Here is a 19,160-nt window from a genome sequence, read left to right on the forward strand (position 1 = left end):
TTATGGCTAAAATCTGTCCTGAATGTGGAGACAAAATAGTTGGACGCATAGATAAAAAATTTTGTAGCGATGGTTGCAGGAATGCGCACAACAACAAGGTTAATAAAGATGGTAAAAACTTAATCCGCAACATTAATAATCGATTACGTAAAAATTGGCGCATTTTAGAAAGTCTTAATCCAGAACAAAAAACCAAAACCACAAAAACTAAATTAGAAGCTAAAGGTTTTGATTTTAATTATTTTACAAGCACATACACAACTAAGGCTGGTACTATATATTACTTTGTTTATGACCAAGGCTACTTACCTTTAGATAATGATTTTTATGCTTTAGTAAAACGTCAATAAGCATACTAAATCTATTTCCAGTTATGACCTTTTAATTGCATTGCTGCTTTTAAAATATCCTTTTGGCTAATTTGTCCAACTAATTTTCCGTCTTCTACTATTGGAAAACGTCTACGCTTAGACTCTAAAAATTTAGCTGCAGCATCAAAAACATCTAAATTACCATCAATGGTTTCAACATTTTTAACCATATGCTTTTCTACGCTATTATTTTCAGTAGGCATATTATAATAACGACTATCGCTAATCTGCTTAATACAATCGCCTTCAGATATTATACCTATCAATTCATTTTTATCATTTACTACTGGTCCTCCAGAAATTTTATACTTAATTAAAGTATCAATAACATCTTCCACACTTTGCGTGGATTTAAAAGTTATCAAATCTCTAGTCATATAATCACTAACTCTTAACGATTGATTAGTATCTAACTGCTGTCCTTTTCTTGGACCTTCAAAACTTTTAATTCCCATAATTTTAAATTTGTTATTCACTTAAAGTTACTGAATTTTAATCTTTTAACCTAAACCATTAACAAACTAAATAGCCAATATTGAATAAGCTTAACGCAAAACTAGGCTTACACAACTACTAAAATCAACCTATTAATAATTAATTATTTAAGAAAAATACTTCAAAAAAAATTATAGTTTTGGAACAATTAAAATATTTAAAATGAAAAACATACTTTATCTAGTAATTTTATGCTTTGGTCTTACAGCAAATGCACAAACCAATGACGCATTATCAAAACATTATGAAGCCTATTACAAACAAATGAAGACGCAAGGTGATGTACAAGGTATTATAAACGCCTTAACACACCTTAACCTTTTAAAGCCATCAGAAGCAAGAAAAGACACGTTAGCTTATGTGTATTTAAACGAAGGAAAATTCACTCAAGCTCTAAACACTATTGGTATTGAGCAAAAGTCTACAGACTCTGATATCGCTTTAGAAGTTAAAGCTGTTGCTTTAAAATCTTTAGGTGATTTAAATAAAGCTATTCCTTTTTTTAAAACTATGCATGACAAATCTCCAAATGCTCCTGTAGCTTATGAGATTGCAGAAATTTATTTAAACTTAAACAACCTTACGGAAGCTAAAAAATATATTGATTTAGGTTTAGCGACTGTAAAAGACACGCAAGGAAAAACATTTTACGAAACACAACAACCCTATGCTGTATCTTTAAAAGCAGGTTTATATTACTTAGATGCTTTAGTCTTATTAAATAAAAATAAAGACACAAATATTAGTGCTGCCTTATTAATATTAGAAAAAGCTTTAGCTATTGAGCCTGAATTTAATATGGCATTGATTGCAAAAAACGCATTAACAGCACAGCAGAATCAACCTAAAAACTAAATTAGTTTTAGTGTATAAAAAAAGCCTTCCTGTAAACAGGAAGGCTTTTTTTTATGTTAGTGTATACTACCAGATTCTTACACGATCTTCTGGTGCGATAAACATTTTATCTCCTTCTTTAATATCAAACGCTTTATAAAATGCATCAATATTTAATAAAGGTTGTACAGCTCTTGTCATCCCTGGAGAATGTGGATCTGTTTTAATTCTAGTTTTTAATGCATCATCGCGCATTTTGGTTCTCCAAACGGTTGCCCAAGACATAAAGAAACGTTGTTCTGCTGTAAAACCATCAATATCTTCTGGTCTTCCATTTTGTTCAAAACTCATTTGCAAAGCATCATAAGCAGCTAAAACACCTCCTAAATCTCCAATGTTTTCACCTAATGTAAAAGCACCATTAATATTGGTTTCTGGCAATACTTCAATACTTGAATATTGATCAGCTAAAGCTTTTCCTAAACCTTCAAATTGTTTTAAATCTTCATCTGTCCACCAATTGTTAAGATTTCCATCTTTATCATAACGTGATCCTGAATCATCAAAACTATGTGAAATTTCATGTCCAATTACAGCTCCAATTCCTCCATAATTTACAGCATCATCTGCAGTATAATTATAGAAAGGCGGTTGTAAAATAGCTGCTGGAAAAACAATTTCGTTGTAAGCTGGATTAAAATAAGCATTTACCACTTGAGGAGCCATGTACCATTCTGACTTGTCAACTGGTTTTCCTAATTTTTGAATATCATCTTTAAAATTCCATGCAGTAGCATTTAAAGAGTTTTGTAAATAAGACCCACCTTCTTCAACACTATTAATCTTTAAATCGGAATAATCTTTCCATTTGTCTGGATAAGCAATCTTAACTTTAGTTGCTTTAAGTTTTTCGATTGCTTTTTGTTTAGTTTCTGGACTCATCCAGTCTAATTTATTTATACGATGCTCAAACGCTAAGATGACATTTTCAATCATTTTTTTAGCTTTAACTTTAGCTTCTGCTGGAAACTTTTTGTCAACATATAATTTACCCAAAGCTTCTCCAACGGTCCCGTTTAATGCACCTAAAGCACGTTCTTCCCTTGGACGTTGTGCTTTTGATCCATTCAATTCTTTACCGTAAAACTCCCAGTTAGCAGTTTCAATATCTGTGCTTAAATAACCAGCAGCACTATTAAATGTTTGCCACTTTAAGTACGCTTTCCAGTCGCTAACATTACCATCAGCCAATACTTCTTGTAATCTATTAAAGTAACCTAGATCACCTATGATAACGGTATCTAATTGTTTTACACCTATACCAGAAATAAAGTTTTTCCAATTAACTGCAGGCACCATTTTTTGAACCTCTGCAATTGATCTTGGATTGTAACGCTTACGTGCATCACGACGATCTACCTTATCCATTTTAGCTTCTTCTAATCTTGTTTCGAAAGCTAAAATTTGTTCTGCTTGTGTTTTAGCTGTTGCTTCATCATCACCCAAATATTGAAACATCCTAGTGATATGTGCTACATACTTTTCTCTTTTTTCTTTTGAGTCGGCATCATCCTTAATGTAGTAATCTCTGTCTGGTAAACCTGTACTTCCTCCTCCTAAATAGGCAACGTTACGGTTACTATCTTTAGGATCAGATCCTACACCAAATCCATAAAGACCACCTCCACCTTGAGGCTCCATTTCAATCATGTAAGCCTGTAGGTCTTCGATATTTTTTATAGCTTCAATTTTAGCTAAATATGGTTTTACTGGCTCAATACCTAACTTATTACGACCAATAGTGTCCATAATAGTTTGGTAAAAATAAACTGCCTTTTCTTGGTCAGAACCTGGTAATACTTTAATGTTTTCAAGATCTTTATTATCAGACATTGCTGCTTTTAAAATTGCCAAAGCGTCAGCATCTGTTTTTTTACGCAATTCTTGGAAACTTCCCCAAGTAGCTTGATCATCCGGAATCTCGTTATTGTCTAACCATTTTCCGTTTACATATCTAAAGAAATCTTCTTTAGGTTGTGTTGACTTGTCCATGTAATCTAAATTGATTCCTGGAACGACTTCTAATTTTGCAGTTGGTTCCGCTGGCTTATCTTCTTTACATCCCATGATGGTTAAGCAGCCAACTATACCAATTACAGTTGATTTTTTAAGGTTGATTTTCATTTTTTTGATAGTGTTTATATTACGCGTATAATAATTGTTTAAGGTATAAAAAACGCGCCTACTAGCTGGTAGTAAGGCGCGTTTTTTAAGTTTAAATTAACTTTTAATTAACAATTAGCTTTTTAGTTATTCTGCCAACATTAGTTTGTAAATTTAAAAAATAAACTCCTGTTGAAAAGCTACTTAAATCCAATCGATATAAATTATTATTAGTTTTAGCTTCTAATTTATTATAAATTAATTTCCCTGTAAGGTCATAAACCGCAACATCAAAACTTTGATTAGAAAGTGTTTTAATATTGAATAAGCCTTTTGATGGATTTGGATACACCATAAAATTGTTAGTTTCAAACTGGTCAACACTTAAATTATCGGTTCCTCTGATCACAAAATTATCAATGATAACACCTTCTTCCTGAACAGCTTGATCAGACTGAAATACAAACCTAAACATAATACTAGTCTCTGCATTTAATGCTGTTAAATCATAGCTATACTCTGACATTGTAGCAGATTGTGCATCTGTTCCAGACCATTGAGACCCAATACAGTTAAAACACGTATTATTTTCGCCTTGTGCAGTATCATTATTATACCAATTTGGATCTGTTGCTGTACCTAAAACAGTCCAGTTTAATCCTTGATCAATGGAGTACTCCATATATAATAGATCCCAATCATCTTCAAGCTGAAAAGCCATATCAAATTTAAGTTCAGGACTTAATAAAGTGGTTAAATCAAAGCATTGCGACACTAAATAACTTTTTACATTGTTATCATAATCTCCCACCAAGTTTGTACCATATACTTGATTAGACAAATCTGAAGATGGGTTGTTTAAGACAGCTCCTGTTGGAACACCTCGTTGCCAATATTGTGTTGCTGCGCTTTCGTCAATAACTAATAATGCTTCTTCAGGTGTTTCAAATGTGTTTACCACTTGTGTTACACCACTATCATTAACATAAATAACTTTTTCTTCTGAGTCATTATTACTTGCATAAGCATCACCAGAAATAGTTGATGACACTTTAAATGTATAAATTCCTTTAGGTAAATTTAATACTGGTAAATCCACTAAAGTTGATGTTTCCGATAGTAAATTACCTGTCCAATTATAAGCATTAGAAACACCATCGATTAAGTAGTTAAAATCTACAGATGTTATAGGACTTAACCCATTGTTTTTAATTTCTACTTGTGGTACAATATTAGCATTACAATCTACAGCTGCACTAATACCATTAAGCGCTACCAATTTAACATCTGTAGCTGCCAATTCGGTTGGAATAACAGATTGCCATATACCTCTACCGTAAGTAGCTGCAGTAATTTTATCGTCTAAAACATTTATTTCTACATCAGTTACAGCAACATTAGGTAAATCGTTGTTAAATAAATCCCATGTTAAAGTATCATCATCATATCTATAAACGCCTAAACTTGTACCTAAAAACAATGGATTTTTAGAATGTAATCCTTGATGTTTTATACTATTTTTAGTTACTGTTGGTAAGCCACTTGTTATGTCGGTGAAATTGTTTCCGCCATCAACTGATTTTAAAACTTGACCTAAAAATCCTGAGGTAGTAACGTACACTATCGTATTATCAGAATTATTAACTTCAACAGAGGTTATATTAGAACTAAAAGAAGCAACATTTGTAAAAGAAACTCCTCCATTAGTACTTTTTCTTAATGAAGCATTTATAACAACATAGATATTATCTGGATTTATTGGATCGATCTCTATAGCATCAATATTAGAACCAAATGAAGACGACACTGCTACCCAATTATTACCTACTAATTTATATAATGAATTAAAACCAGAATATAGCTCACTATTAACACTCATAGCCAAAGGTGTAATCCAATTACCCTCTTCTCCAGCAGGAGAACCTACACTACCTGTTATTGCACCACCTGCATTTGAGGATATATATAATCCGCCTCCATTTTGCGTAAATCCATAATAATTATTTGAGTTTGCAGGATCAATTGCAGTATCCATACCATCTGCTCCATAATAATTTTGCCACTGTCCATTATTAAAAGCATGACCACCATTATCTTGTAATCCACCAACCATTTTATTAGAGCTTTGTTTTGATACTGCTACTCTATAAAACTGACTGATTTGCATTCCTGCTGTTAAGTCTGTAAAACTTATTCCTTTATTTTGAGACTTGTAAAAACCACCATCTGTTCCTGCATATAAGTCACCATTAAAAAATCTTAAAAAATGAATGTCTGCATGAGAATAAGAAGATGAAAATGGTGCATTCCAATTATTAACTTTTGTGAAATTAGTTTGACTTCCGGTAACATTACCTTTCCAAATATTTAGGACTCCTGTATAAATTTCGTTTTCATCTGTGTCCGAAACTGCAAAAGCAAGATCGTACCAAGACTGCGTAGATTCAAAAATATCACCATTATTAGCCAATGAAGCTACTTGAGTAAAATTAACACCAGCATTTGATGATTTATAAACACCTCTAAAACCATAGCTATTATCCGATAGCAAAACATAGACCACGTCAGGATTTGCAGGTGTTACATCTATAACCATTCTAGAAATACCATTAAAAGGTAACCCTCCAGTAACCAATGTAAACGATTCTCCGCCATCAACAGATTTATAAAACCTGTTGCTAGATACTGCGTATAAAATATTTGGATCTGTTGGCTTAATTTTTATGTCTTTAATATTTAATCCTACAGTACCATTAGAAGCGCTAGACGAATTAAGATTGCTCCAATTTGTACCTCCATCAATAGTTTTATAAACGCCATTACTAGTAGCTACCCATAACATATTAGAATTTGATGGATTGATATAAATATCATTCATAGAGTTTGGTGCATTTCCAGGATTTAATCCTGTAGTATTCCACGTTAATCCACCATCTATAGATTTCATGACACCTACACTAAAAGAATCTCCTGCGTCATCATCTCCTGTAGCTATATAAATAATATCACTATTATTGCTATCAATAGCAATTCCCGAAACTCCTATTTGAGGTAAATCATCTGTTGTGGTAATCCACGACAAACCAGAATCAATAGACTTCCATAGACCTCCAGCAGGTGCTCCTGCATAAATTGTAGTAGGTATATTTGGATCTTGCACTACAACATTTATTCTACCTTGTCCAGAAGACCAAGATCCAGTATTAGAATGCGTGAAAGGACCAACAGGTTGCCAATCACTCTCATCAACCATTATATTGCTACTTTTTAAGTTGCTTTTTGAATTAACAACGTCTAAATATGTATTCCATAACTCCAAAGATGTTGGAAGTGTACCGTCTGGTTTTACATAATTTGACCAATACGTTTCCCATCTTTTAAATGGTTTATAACCACTCCCTTTTTGTTTAGGGTCTCTAGTTTCCCAATAGGTATTAAAGGCGTCAACTATATCCTGAAATTTTGCAGGTTTTGATTTATCGTTTGACGTTTGCTTAAGACTACTCATCCATGGAGCATCTTGATTAAATTGAGCAAAAGTTAAAGTACTAAAAAGCACAAAAACTAAGAGTAACATTTTTTTCATTTTTTCTAACATTTTAAAATCAAAAATAGAAGTTTTTTATTTAACTACTGACGTATTAACAAAAAACATCGACAAAATACATTATTTTTTAAGTATTTAGTAGTTTTTTAATAATTTCAACTTTAAAAAGCTATCTGATACCTTTTTTAAATTTGTCACTTCACTTACATTATCATTTGGAATTGCTATTGACAAGACGTAATGTTTAACCTTCCATACATCGCCAACTTTTTCAACAATTCCAGATCCTCTGCAAATTTCCATTTGTGTATCTAATAATTCGTCAAACCACGCTAATTTTTGATTTTCATAAACATAAATATTTCTTGATATTGTAGTAAAACGCCATGCTTTTCCTTTATCAAAATAAGGTTTAGCAAATGCCTTGAATTGATTGTTTTGCCAATTTTCGGTTGCATCTGTACCTATAAACACGCCATCTGTGGTCATTAAATTAAAATAAGCATCAAAATTGGCTTCTGCAGCAGCTTTATGCCAAGCTTCCAAACTATAATTTATATCTACTTTTTGCTTTGCAAAATCCACTTGCACTTCTGCTACTTTACACGAAAACAATAGGGTAAGACCTATTAGACAAAAAAATACGTATTTTATTTTAATAAGGCTTTATAATAGTTTGACTATCTTTTTCTATCTTTTTGTTTATCTGAAGGTTTAAATTAGAAAGCGCAACAAACACTTGTTGTATTGCCAATAACTTATCTTTTTTTGAACTTGTATTTAAACTTTCAATTTCTTGAAACTTAAAAAGCATAGTTTTTAGAACCAAAACTCTAGCTTTAATAGGCTCAGTATTGATACCTTCAGGTATTGTTTCTTCTAAATCTTTAAGGCTAGAAACAAACAAATCTGTATCTGCATTAAAAAATGAAAAATCAGGAAGTTTGATTTTTTCTATTCCGTTAACAACATTTAAATATGGTTGCCAATTTGAAATAACCTTATTAGTCTTTGCATCTAAACCAATGTCTTTATAATTAACTTTAGAAATATCTTTCTTAGTTAATTTTAACGAATCCGTTACAACTGTATTTTGCTTTGATACCTCTTCAGCTGTTATTTCTGTGTTTTCCTTTTTACAAGATGTAAATAATAACACAGTAATTACTAATAATTTTATAAATCTCATGATTAAAATTAAATGTTTGACACACAAATATATTAGATTAAAGAGTTAAATATTATTAAAACTTAAAATTGTTTATTCTGACCACTTTTATAATTTTTTTATTAATAAATCTTTAAAATGTTATTACTTTTGAGCGCATATTTTACACATAATCCAACAAAATGAGCGAAAAAATATTAATTATTGGAGCAGGAGGACAAATAGGTTCAGAATTAACCTACAAACTTAGAGCTATTCATGGTGATGCTAATGTTATTGCAAGTGATTTAAATTACAATAACCTTGATTTAGTCAATTCTGGCACATTTGAGATTATCGATGCTATGGATTATGCATCCATTAAAATATGTTGCGAAAAACATAATATTGATACCATTTACCTAATGGCAGCTTTATTAAGTGCTACAGGAGAAAAGTATCCAATGAAAGCTTGGGATTTAAACATGCAATCACTTTTTCATGTATTAAATTTAGCCAAAGCTAAAGCTATTAAAAAAGTATTTTGGCCTTCTAGTATTGCTGTATTTGGACCTACTACTCCAACAGAAAACACTCCTCAATACACTGTTATGGAACCAACTACTGTTTACGGAATTACCAAGCAAGTTGGTGAACGTTGGTGTGAATATTATCACGAAAAATATGATGTAGATGTAAGAAGCTTACGTTATCCAGGAATAATTAGCTGGAAAACGCTACCTGGTGGAGGAACAACAGATTATGCTGTAGAAATCTATCATGAAGCTTTAAAAAATAAAAATTACGAGTGTTTTTTAACCGAAAACACAGCGCTACCAATGATGTACATGGATGATGCTATTAAAGCTACTGTAAATATTATGTCTGCAAATTCTGACAAAATAAAAATTAGATCTTCTTATAATCTTTCTGGAATTAGCTTTACCCCAAAAGAGATTGCAGAATCTATAAAAAAAGAGATTCCAGAATTTAAAATCAGCTATAAGCCTGATTTTAGACAACAAATTGCAGACTCTTGGCCAAGTAGTATTGATGACACTGAAGCTAGAGAGCAATGGGATTGGAAACATCAATTTGATTTAGATGGAATAACCAAAGACATGCTAAGCAACTTAAGTAAAAAGTCTTAGTTGTATTAAATAATCTAATTTGTAGATAGTTAAATATCTAAAAAAGAATCTCTAACTAAATTTATACATTATCGAAACAAACGTTTAATTACAATGAAAATAAGGATATATCTGTTATTTATTGTACTAATAGCAAGTCAACTTGCTCAAGCACAATATACTCCTTATTTTGAAAATTTTTCGTTTTCGCAATATGATGCAGGAAACCAAAACTGGGGCGTTTCTAAAGCTGAAAACGGAAAAGTCTATGTTGCAAATAATAATGGTTTACTAGTATATAATGGTTTAAATTGGAAACTAAACGCATTACCCAACAAAACTACAATCCGCTCTGTTTTAGTTGTTAAAGACAAGATATATACTGGCTCGTATGAAGAGTTTGGCTACTGGCAATACAACAACAAAGGAGAACTAATTTATCATTCGTTGTCGCATTTAATTAATCGAAACAAATCACTTAATGAGGAGTTTTGGCAAATTCTACAACATGACAACAAAATAATCTTTAGATCTTTTTTAAACGTTTATGTTTTAGACAACAATACCATTACAAAAATTGAATCTACTGATACAATCATCTCTTGTTCTGTATCTAACAATACGGTTTATGTTAATACATTAACCAACGGAATATTTACACTAAAAGACAATACCTTAACACCTTTCTTATTTAGCGATGATCTTGTTGACGCTAAAATTATTGGAATAGCCAACTACCAAAATAGTTTATTAATTACAACTGCTTTAAAAGGAAGCTTTACGTTAATAAATAACAACCTACAACCAACTAAGCTTCCAATTAATGATATAATAAAAAAACATCAACTTAATAGTTTTTTAAAATTAGAAAACGGAAATATGGTGTTTGGAACTATAAAAAATGGAATTTATGTTACAAACAACTTAGGGCAAGTCATATTTAATATTAATAAAGAAAATGGACTAGTTAACAACACCGTTTTAAATATAATAGCAGATAATGATGCTAATATTTGGGTTTGTTTAGACAATGGATTATCCAAAATAAATTTAAAAAACAACATAACATACTATAATGATGTTTCTGGTAAACTAGGTGCAGTTTACGATGTAATAAAGTATAATGACACCATTTATATTGGTAGCAACACAGGTCTATATTATTTAAACAATCAACATCAATTAATATTTATTGAAGGGTCTCAAGGACAAGTATGGGATCTTAAACTGATAGATAATCAGTTATTTTGTGGACATAATGATGGTACTTTTTTAGTAAAAAATAACACCATACAGTTAATATCAAACTTTACAGGAGGTTGGACAATAAAAAAAATACCTGATAACAACAGCTATGTTCAAGGAACTTATGGTGGATTAGTAAAATTTAATAAAACAGAAGAAAGCTGGGCTGCATCCTACTTAGGACAACCAACAATCCCAATAAAATATTTAGAGTTTGAAGACAAAAATAATATTTGGGCAGCACATGCTTACAAAGGCTTAATAAAAGTAAAGTTAAATAACACCTTTGATTCCATTATTGATTATAAGGAATATAACACAAAAGCAACTGCTTCCGACTACAACATTAAAGTCTATAAAATTAAAAACAATATTTGCTTTAAAACCAATGATGGATGGAAAACCTACGAGCCATTGGCTGACAGCATAATTCCATATAAATTTTTAAACGACAAAATAGGTCCTCAATCTGATGTCGTTTCAGAAGATTTAACTAATAACTTATTTTTTAAAAACAATAAAGGCATCATTCAACTTAAAGCCACTAACAACGATAAATTGGTTTTAACTAGAGATTATTATGATGACAGACTAATTGTTGGGTATGAAAACATATCACAAATTAATGACTCTATCTATGCGCTTAACTTAAATAATGGCTTTTTATTACTAAATGCAAACCAAAATTTTACCGTTAAAAAACCAGTTAAACCACTAATCGAAAAAATACAAGTAAACGACATTAGAGTAAAGATTGACACTTCGGTAATAGAGTTACCAAATAACGGAAAACTAAGCATATCTATAGCCTCTCCAAACTCTAACAATCATTTTTTTGAATACAGTTTAAGCACAAATCCTACTAAATGGGACAAAGTAGATAATGAAAACTTAGTATTGTCCAACATCAAAAACGGAGACTTTTCAATATTATTCAGGACTTCCAATAAAGCAGGCGAAACCTCTCCAGTAAAAACAATAAATCTTCATGTATTACCACCATGGTACAAGTCTAGTACAGGTTTTATAATATACGCATTAGCCTTAATTTTAGCTTTAGGTATAATGTATTTACTTCATAAAAGAAAAATGAAGAAAGAACAAAAACTACTAGAAATAGAATTTAAAAAAGAGCAACAACAGATTTTAAAAGAAAAAAATATTGAAAATGATCGTAAGATTATTAAACTTAAAAATGAATCACTTCAAAACGAGATCAAATTAAAAAGCAAGCAATTAGCAAATACAGCTATTGCCTTGGTTAAGAAAAATGAAGCTTTATTAGAAATAAAAAAAGAACTTCAAATTAACGAAGGTCAGTTCCAAAATAAACAAGTTAGCAAACGTCTTCAGAAAAAAATTGATCATACCATTGGTCATAAAGACGAATGGGAAATATTTGAATATAACTTTAATCAGGTGCATGAAAAATTCTTCAATCAATTAAAAATTAAACATCCTAAACTATCGCATAAAGACTTAAAATTATGCGCATATATTAAGATGAATTTAGTAACAAAAGAGATTGCGCCTTTAATGAATATTTCTACCAGAGGAATTGAAACACACAGATATCGTTTAAAACGAAAATTAAATTTAAGCTCAGAAGACTCGCTTACAGACTACCTAAACAGCTTCATTTAAACGCATTTTTATCTAAATTATAACACAAATCACTACGTCAATACTACGTCACTATATCGTTTTAGTGTACTATTTACTGATTAATACTATGGTTTACAATACGTCAGCACTAGCTTTGTTAACATTAACTTAACCTTGACGTAATCAAAATGTATTTGTATTTTAAAATTAAAGATAAATTGATAGTAATTTTACTTCACTAACATTCTAAAATAAAAATACATGAAATTAAAACTTAATTTTCTATTCTTCTTTTTATTGAGCATTAGTATTTTAGCTCAAGACAAAACTGTAACAGGAGTTGTTACAAGTGCGGAGGATGGTTTACCCTTACCAAACGTTAATGTTATAGTAAAGGGTACAGCTAAAGGAACAAGTACTGATTTTGATGGTAACTATGCTATCACACTTTCTCAAGGCAATATAGTAGAGTTTAGTTACATTGGTTTTAAAACTAAAAATGTTACTATTACTAATAATAACGTTATAAACATCGCTTTAGAAGTGGATGCACAATCCCTAGAAGAGGTTGTTGTTATTGGTTATGGTGCACAAAAAAAAGCAGATGTAACAGGAGCTATCACAACAATAAAATCTGAAGACATCCAAAAAACACCTAACAGTAATGTAATGCAATCTTTACAAGGTAAGGTTGCTGGTGTACAAGTGACAAGCGTAGGGTCTCCAGGAGATTCGCCTTCTATTAGAATACGTGGTGTTAACTCTTACGCTGCAGGTGGAACACCTCTTTTTGTCGTTGACGGAATGTTTTACGACAACATCGATTTTCTAGACAGTAGCCAAATACAAAGCGTATCTGTTTTAAAAGATGCGTCATCAATTGCTATTTTTGGAAGACGTGGTGTTAATGGTGTTATTATCATAGAAACAAATGGTGGTAAATTTGAGAAAAAACCAGAAATCACATATAGTGGATATACAGGTATACAACATGCACAAAATGTGGTAAAAATGGCTAATGCCGAACAATTTGTAACTATGGCTTACGAGTCTGGATCAGAATCTGATATTCAATTTGTACAAAATGCAATTGAAAGATTTGGTAGAAGCAGAATTAATCCGAACGTACCAAATGTAAACACAGACTGGTATAACGAAGTGTTACGAGATGCGACAATTACAAGTCATAATATTGCTATAAATGGTGGTAGCGAGTCTACATCTTATGGTGTCAATGCAAGTTATTTTTCTCAAGATGGTATCTTAGATATGAAAAACGAATACGAGCGTTTTAACCTTCAATCCAATCTTGATTTTAAAGTTTCAGACAGATTAAAAATTGGCGTAAATTCTATTTTTAGTAATGCTACTAAATATAATCCAGAAAATGGCGCATGGTTTCAAGCCTATTTTGCAGTGCCAATTCTTCCAGTTAATGACTATGCAAATACAGACGCATCGCCAATTCCGTTTTCAGACGCTACGCTTTTAGGTTACAGAGGATCTCAAAACCCTTTTCCTTCAATGACCTACAATAACAACCAATTAAAGATAAAAAAAATATTAGCTAGTGTTTATGCAGAGTATGATCTTGTTCCTGACAAGCTTTCTTTTAAAACATCTTATAGCCACGACTACTCTACAATAGCAGAGCGTAATGTAAGATTACCATATTTCATTTCACAAAACTCACAAAGAGAGACGTCTTCTATAAGAAGAGCAAATCTAACCTACTCTACTCAGTATTGGGACAACACCCTTACTTATAAAGACAACTTTGGTGATCACAGTTTTAAATTATTAGCTGGATCGTCATATGGTGATGAGCAAACTAATAGTTTTAGTGCTACTGGTAATGACGTGCAAGGAATAGATTTAGAAAGTTCGTGGTATTTAAATTTTGCAGATCCAACCTCTTTTGCCAGTCAAGTTAACGAAATTGGAGACCGCTTTTACACTTTAGCATATTTTGGAAGATTAGAGTATAGCTTAAAAGATAAGTACTTGTTAAATGCTACAGTTAGACGTGAAGGTGATGCAAAATTTCCTAAAAAAATATGGGAAACAACACCTGCATTTGGTGTAGGATGGGTTGTCTCTAAAGAAAATTTTATGCAAAATAGTAATGTTATAGATTTTCTTAAACTACGTGCAAGTTGGGGGCAATTAGCTAATGGACAATTAGGTGGAAGTGCTGGTACCAGAACAGTATCTCAATTAACAACTGCAATCGACGACACACAAACTAATGGAATTATTAGCTCTAGCAACTTTACAGATTTAGAAAGAGAAATACTAGAAGAGACTAATTTTGGTATTAGCGCAAGGTTATTTAATAGCAAATTAACATTAGAAGCAGATTACTTTATCAGAGACACTAAAAAACTAGTCGTTCCGGTTGATCAAGCAATTGTAAGTAACACTTTATTGGTTAATGCTGGTGAAATGAGAAACCAAGGTCTAGAAATTGCTGCTAATTGGAGCCAAACAATTAATGATAATTGGAGCTTTTCAGTAGGCGGAAACTTTGGAACTTTAGACAATAAAGTAACAAAAATAAACACAGACCAAGGTTATTATGATACTGGTAGTGCAGAATTTAGACAAAGATTAATGGTTGGAGAGCCTGTAAATGCTTTTTATGGATGGGAAATTGACGGAGTCTATCAAAACGAAGCACAAGTAGCTGCAGATCCAACAGCTCAGTATGAGCTTTCAGAAAACAGTAACCAACTTGTACCAGGTGATTTTATTTATAAAGACCAAAATAATGATGGTAAAATTGATGCAGATGACAGAGTGGTGTTAGGCTCATATTTACCTGATTTTACATATGGTGCTAATATGCAAGTAAGCTACAAAAACTTCGATTTTTCTGTTGCAATAGCTGGACAAAGCGGTAATGAAATTTTAAACAGAAAAAGAGGTGAAGTATTATTTACTAATGACACTAACATCGATGCAGATTTTGCCATAAACAGATGGCATGGAGAAGGAACAAGTAATGACTATCCATCTTCTGAAGGTAGAAGAAAAGGTTGGAACCAAAAAATGAGTTCTTTCTTTGTTGAAAATGGATCTTATTTCCGTGTTCAAAACATACAACTTGCCTACACTATCCCTTCTAAGTTAATTGATGGTAAAAACTTACCAGAAACTAAAATAACTTTTACAGCAGATCGTCCATTTACATCTTTTAGCTACAATGGATTTAATCCAGAAGTTGCAAATGGTGTAGACAGACAAACATATCCAATCCCAGCAGTTTATACTGTTGGTGTTAATATTAAAATATAAAAATGCTAAAAATGAAAAATTTAAAACAACTTTTAAAGCCACTAGCATTGTTGTTAGTTGCATTTATCACCACAGTATCTTGTAGTGACAAATTAGAGGAAAATGACGGTCAATTGTCTGCAGATGATTTAGATTTTACTGCATCAGAAGACATGATATTACCATTAATTGGTGCTTATTCTGAAACCTATTCTAGAGGCTGGGAAGATCCATTATTAATAGGCGTACGAGGTGATGACGTAAACGCTGGTGGTGTCGGAGATGCTCAAGGCGGATTTACTAACGCTGACCTTTACAATTATGACAATGGTTATTGGATGTACAATCAAGTTTGGGAAAACTTTTATGGAGATATTACAGATATCGTAAACTCTGGAGAAACAATACTTAAATATAAAGAGTTTGCTACTGGAGACAATATAAGTTTAGCTGATCAATATATCGCAGAAACTAAAGTATTAAGCGGTTTTCAACACTTACAAATGTCACGTCTTTGGGGAGATATTTTTATTATAACTAACTCTAACGTATCTACAGACATAGATAATGGTGTAGACACTAAAGAAGACGTTATGCTTTACGTATCAGAACTTATGGATGAAGCCATCCCTTTTTTATCTGACATGAGACCAAACGAGAGAACAGATGTTCCTGGTGGAGTTACTAAATACACAGCCTTAGCCATTAAAGCTTTAGCAAATTTAGAACTTGAAAACTATCAAGCTGTTGCAGATATTACTGCAGAAATTATTAGCTCTAATAAGTTTACTTTATTTCCTGATTTTTACGAATTATTTAAAAAACCAGGAAAACTAAGCAACGAAAGTTTATTTGAATTACAATTTTCAGATTACAACACTGATACAGGTAACACAAACAACCATCTATATGCACCTTTTGGACCTTCAAGTTGGACACCTGCAGTGTCTACAGCTTCTGGTGGATGGGGTTTTTATGAGCCTAGCTTAAAGTATATTAAATTTATGATAGATAGAGATGAGGAAACGCGTCTTGTGACCAGCGTATGTTTTACACCACGTGGTATTGCAGAGATTATGCTAGATCCTAGCTACTCAACTTTACCTAGCTATATAAGTAACACAACTCCAGATGGAGACGTATTTAATGACTACACTAGAGCAATGTTTGCAAGTGGTAAACACTACTTACCTTCTAACCAGTTAACTCCTGGAAGAAACGATTATGGGTCTAGTAAAAACTTTAACGTTATAAGATATTCAGAAATATTATTAATGTATGCAGAAGCACTAACTCATGGTGCATCAGGCTCAATTATGACAGCTGATCAAGCAGTCAGCATGGTTAGAAATCGTGTAGGAATGAGTCCATTATCTGGAGTAACAACAGATGATGTAATGGATGAAAAATTTGCAGAATTAGGTATGGAATGGGGAATCAGATACTTTGATATGATTAGACTTAATAAGTATGATGAGTTAAGCTACGAAGGTAGGACGTTTACGGCTCAAGACGAGCTTTTACCTTACCCACAAGCACAACTTGACTTACTTCCATTAGAATAATATTAAAACCCTTTAATCATGAAAAATATTAGTAAATATATAGTATCACTAGTTGTATTAGTCTTAATGTCATCTTGCTACGAAGGTATAGACCCATTAACAGAGGTTAATCCTGGACCAGATGCTGGAGCACCAACTGTAAATGTGATTTTTCCAACAGAAGGTACAGCAATTCAAGACATAGCAATTGAAAGCGCAATTGATATTCAGTTTGAAGTTTCGGATGATATCGAAATTCAAATCATCTCTGTTAAAGTAGATGGTAATCAAATTGCAACCTTTAATTCGTTTTTAGACTATCGCAATTTCAATGCAAGTGTACCACATAGCGGAATCACAAGTGGTGAACATACTGTAGAGGTTAGCGCTACAGATATCTCAGGAAACATAACTAGTACATTAGTTAATTTTAGCAAAGAGCCTCCTTATTCTCCTTTATTTAATGGAGAATTTTTCTACATGCCATTTGATGGAACATTTACTGAGCTGGTAACCATTACTGATCCAGCGCAAACAGGTAATCCTTCATTTGCAGGAGAAAGCTTTTTAGGTACAAACTCTTATAAAGCAACAACAGATTCTTATCTAACATTTCCTTTAGATCAAACCAATTTAGGCAACCAATTTACTGGAGCCTTTTGGTATAAAGTTAATGCTTCTCCTGATAGATCTGGAATTTTAACTATTGGAGATGATGAAATAGACAGAAACCAAGGCTTTAGATTATTTAGAGAAGGTAGTGCGACAGAACAACGTATCAAAATAAATATTGGTACAGGAGCTTCTGACAGTTGGAATGATGGAGGCGTAATAGATGTTACTGCTGGAGAGTGGATCCATATTGCATTTACAATTTCGGCAACAGAGAGTGTTATTTATTTTAACGGAGTACCAGTAAACACTATAGCATTATCTAATCCTATAGACTGGACTGGATGTAATGATATTAACATAGGTGCAGGAGGTCCAACATTTAGTTATTGGAATCATTTATCGGATAATAGCGCAATGGACGAGTTAAGATTATTCAACATAGCAATGACACAAACAGAAATCCAAAACATGATTAATGTGACTAATCCATATACACCAATCTATAATGGCGAAACATTTTACATGCCTTTTGATGGCAGTAATACCGATTTAATTAGCTTACAAACTGCTTCAGAAGTAGGAACACCACAGTCAACATCTGATAGTTATTCTGGAAGCGACGCTTTTACAGCGACAACAGATTCATACTTAACATTCCCTACAAATAATCTTTTTGGTAGCGACCAGTTTAGCACAACCTTTTGGTATAAGGTAAATGCAACACCTGATAGATCCGGAATTTTAACCGTAGGCGATGATGCTGATGACAGAAACCAAGGCTTTAGATTATTTAGAGAAGGTAACGCGACAGAACAACGTATAAAAGTTAATATCGGAACAGGTACTGCTGAAAGTTGGAATGATGGAGGCGTAATAGATGTTACTGCTGGACAATGGGTACACATAGCCTTAACAGTATCTCCTACTGAAAGTAAAATTTACATTAATGGAGCCGAAACCCTAACATCTGCTCTTGGAGCAAGTATTGATTGGACTGGTTGTACACAAATGGTTATTGGTGCTGGTGGACCAACCTTTGATTATTGGGGACACCTATCTGATAGTAGTCTAATGGACGAATTACGTATATATAACACAACACTTACACAGGCTGAAATCCAGTCTATGTTATAATATTTATTAATAGCACCCTTTTTATTTTGATTTAGTTCTCCTATGCTTTAGCTG

The 19,160-nt window shown here is 32.3% G+C and carries 12 protein-coding genes; 7 read left to right on the top strand and 5 right to left on the bottom strand.

What is annotated here, in order from left to right; genetic code table 11:
• Nucleotides 1-2 precede the first annotated feature (2 nt).
• Nucleotides 3-350 (top strand): hypothetical protein, encoded by a 348-nt coding sequence (locus tag JM82_RS12560; protein ID WP_145004485.1) that lies wholly within the window; start codon nucleotides 3-5, stop codon nucleotides 348-350.
• 11 nt (nucleotides 351-361) lie between these two features.
• On the opposite strand, the gene JM82_RS12565 is transcribed toward JM82_RS12560, so the two are convergent.
• Nucleotides 362-826 (bottom strand): CBS domain-containing protein, encoded by a 465-nt coding sequence (locus JM82_RS12565; protein ID WP_145004488.1) that lies wholly within the window; start codon nucleotides 824-826, stop codon nucleotides 362-364.
• Nucleotides 827-1,028: 202 nt separating this feature from the next.
• Between JM82_RS12565 and JM82_RS12570 the strand changes: the two genes are divergently transcribed.
• Nucleotides 1,029-1,721 carry a tetratricopeptide repeat protein gene (locus tag JM82_RS12570; protein ID WP_145004491.1) on the top strand — a complete coding sequence of 231 codons (693 nt, stop codon included), beginning with the start codon at nucleotides 1,029-1,031 and terminating at the stop codon, nucleotides 1,719-1,721.
• 66 nt (nucleotides 1,722-1,787) lie between these two features.
• Here the strand turns inward: JM82_RS12570 and JM82_RS12575 are convergent, their stop codons facing one another.
• The 4 genes from JM82_RS12575 to JM82_RS12590 form a co-directional block, all read right to left on the bottom strand.
• Nucleotides 1,788-3,884, bottom strand: a complete 2,097-nt coding sequence (locus JM82_RS12575; RefSeq protein WP_145004494.1) for a M13 family metallopeptidase — start codon at nucleotides 3,882-3,884, stop codon at nucleotides 1,788-1,790.
• Between the two features lie 103 nt (nucleotides 3,885-3,987).
• Nucleotides 3,988-7,449, bottom strand: a complete 3,462-nt coding sequence (locus JM82_RS12580) for a T9SS type A sorting domain-containing protein (RefSeq protein ID WP_186439220.1) — start codon at nucleotides 7,447-7,449, stop codon at nucleotides 3,988-3,990.
• 96 nt (nucleotides 7,450-7,545) lie between these two features.
• Nucleotides 7,546-8,025 carry a nuclear transport factor 2 family protein gene (locus JM82_RS12585; protein ID WP_261375382.1) on the bottom strand — a complete coding sequence of 160 codons (480 nt, stop codon included), beginning with the start codon at nucleotides 8,023-8,025 and terminating at the stop codon, nucleotides 7,546-7,548.
• Nucleotides 8,026-8,065: 40 nt separating this feature from the next.
• The gene (locus JM82_RS12590; protein WP_145004504.1) at nucleotides 8,066-8,599 is read right to left on the bottom strand and encodes a hypothetical protein; all 534 of its coding nucleotides are present in this window, start codon (nucleotides 8,597-8,599) and stop codon (nucleotides 8,066-8,068) included.
• A gap of 161 nt (nucleotides 8,600-8,760) precedes the next feature.
• On the opposite strand from JM82_RS12590, the gene JM82_RS12595 reads away from it, so the two are divergent.
• The 5 genes from JM82_RS12595 to JM82_RS12615 all read left to right on the top strand — a co-directional run bounded on the left by JM82_RS12595 (nucleotide 8,761) and on the right by JM82_RS12615 (nucleotide 19,106).
• Complete coding sequence (locus JM82_RS12595) at nucleotides 8,761-9,708, top strand: NAD-dependent epimerase/dehydratase family protein (protein WP_145004508.1); 948 nt, start codon at nucleotides 8,761-8,763, stop codon at nucleotides 9,706-9,708.
• A gap of 93 nt (nucleotides 9,709-9,801) precedes the next feature.
• Nucleotides 9,802-12,576, top strand: a complete 2,775-nt coding sequence (locus tag JM82_RS12600) for a LuxR C-terminal-related transcriptional regulator (RefSeq protein WP_145004511.1) — start codon at nucleotides 9,802-9,804, stop codon at nucleotides 12,574-12,576.
• Nucleotides 12,577-12,798: 222 nt separating this feature from the next.
• Nucleotides 12,799-15,834, top strand: coding sequence for a SusC/RagA family TonB-linked outer membrane protein (locus tag JM82_RS12605; protein WP_145004514.1), 3,036 nt, complete (start codon nucleotides 12,799-12,801; stop codon nucleotides 15,832-15,834).
• Nucleotides 15,835-15,845: 11 nt separating this feature from the next.
• Entirely contained in the window at nucleotides 15,846-17,378 is a 1,533-nt protein-coding gene (locus JM82_RS12610) for a RagB/SusD family nutrient uptake outer membrane protein (protein WP_145004517.1), read from the top strand.
• 18 nt (nucleotides 17,379-17,396) lie between these two features.
• On the top strand, nucleotides 17,397-19,106 hold the full coding sequence (locus JM82_RS12615; RefSeq protein WP_145004520.1) for a LamG domain-containing protein: 1,710 nt from the start codon (nucleotides 17,397-17,399) through the stop codon (nucleotides 19,104-19,106).
• Nucleotides 19,107-19,160 lie beyond the last annotated feature (54 nt).

The sequence above is a fragment of the Olleya sp. Hel_I_94 genome (assembly GCF_007827365.1).
In the GTDB taxonomy this organism is placed as follows: domain Bacteria; phylum Bacteroidota; class Bacteroidia; order Flavobacteriales; family Flavobacteriaceae; genus Olleya.

Excerpts from the sequence above, each read along its gene's own strand:
- JM82_RS12590 (WP_145004504.1), bottom strand. The coding sequence starts at position 8,599 with ATGAGATTTATAAAATTATTAGTAATTACTGTGTTATTATTTACATCT.
- JM82_RS12595 (WP_145004508.1), top strand. The coding sequence starts at position 8,761 with ATGAGCGAAAAAATATTAATTATTGGAGCAGGAGGACAAATAGGTTCA.
- JM82_RS12610 (WP_145004517.1), top strand. The coding sequence starts at position 15,846 with ATGAAAAATTTAAAACAACTTTTAAAGCCACTAGCATTGTTGTTAGTT.
- JM82_RS12575 (WP_145004494.1), bottom strand. The coding sequence starts at position 3,884 with ATGAAAATCAACCTTAAAAAATCAACTGTAATTGGTATAGTTGGCTGC.
- JM82_RS12570 (WP_145004491.1), top strand. The coding sequence starts at position 1,029 with ATGAAAAACATACTTTATCTAGTAATTTTATGCTTTGGTCTTACAGCA.
- JM82_RS12580 (WP_186439220.1), bottom strand. The coding sequence starts at position 7,449 with ATGAAAAAAATGTTACTCTTAGTTTTTGTGCTTTTTAGTACTTTAACT.
- JM82_RS12605 (WP_145004514.1), top strand. The coding sequence starts at position 12,799 with ATGAAATTAAAACTTAATTTTCTATTCTTCTTTTTATTGAGCATTAGT.
- JM82_RS12615 (WP_145004520.1), top strand. The coding sequence starts at position 17,397 with ATGAAAAATATTAGTAAATATATAGTATCACTAGTTGTATTAGTCTTA.
- JM82_RS12565 (WP_145004488.1), bottom strand. The coding sequence starts at position 826 with ATGGGAATTAAAAGTTTTGAAGGTCCAAGAAAAGGACAGCAGTTAGAT.
- JM82_RS12560 (WP_145004485.1), top strand. The coding sequence starts at position 3 with ATGGCTAAAATCTGTCCTGAATGTGGAGACAAAATAGTTGGACGCATA.
- JM82_RS12600 (WP_145004511.1), top strand. The coding sequence starts at position 9,802 with ATGAAAATAAGGATATATCTGTTATTTATTGTACTAATAGCAAGTCAA.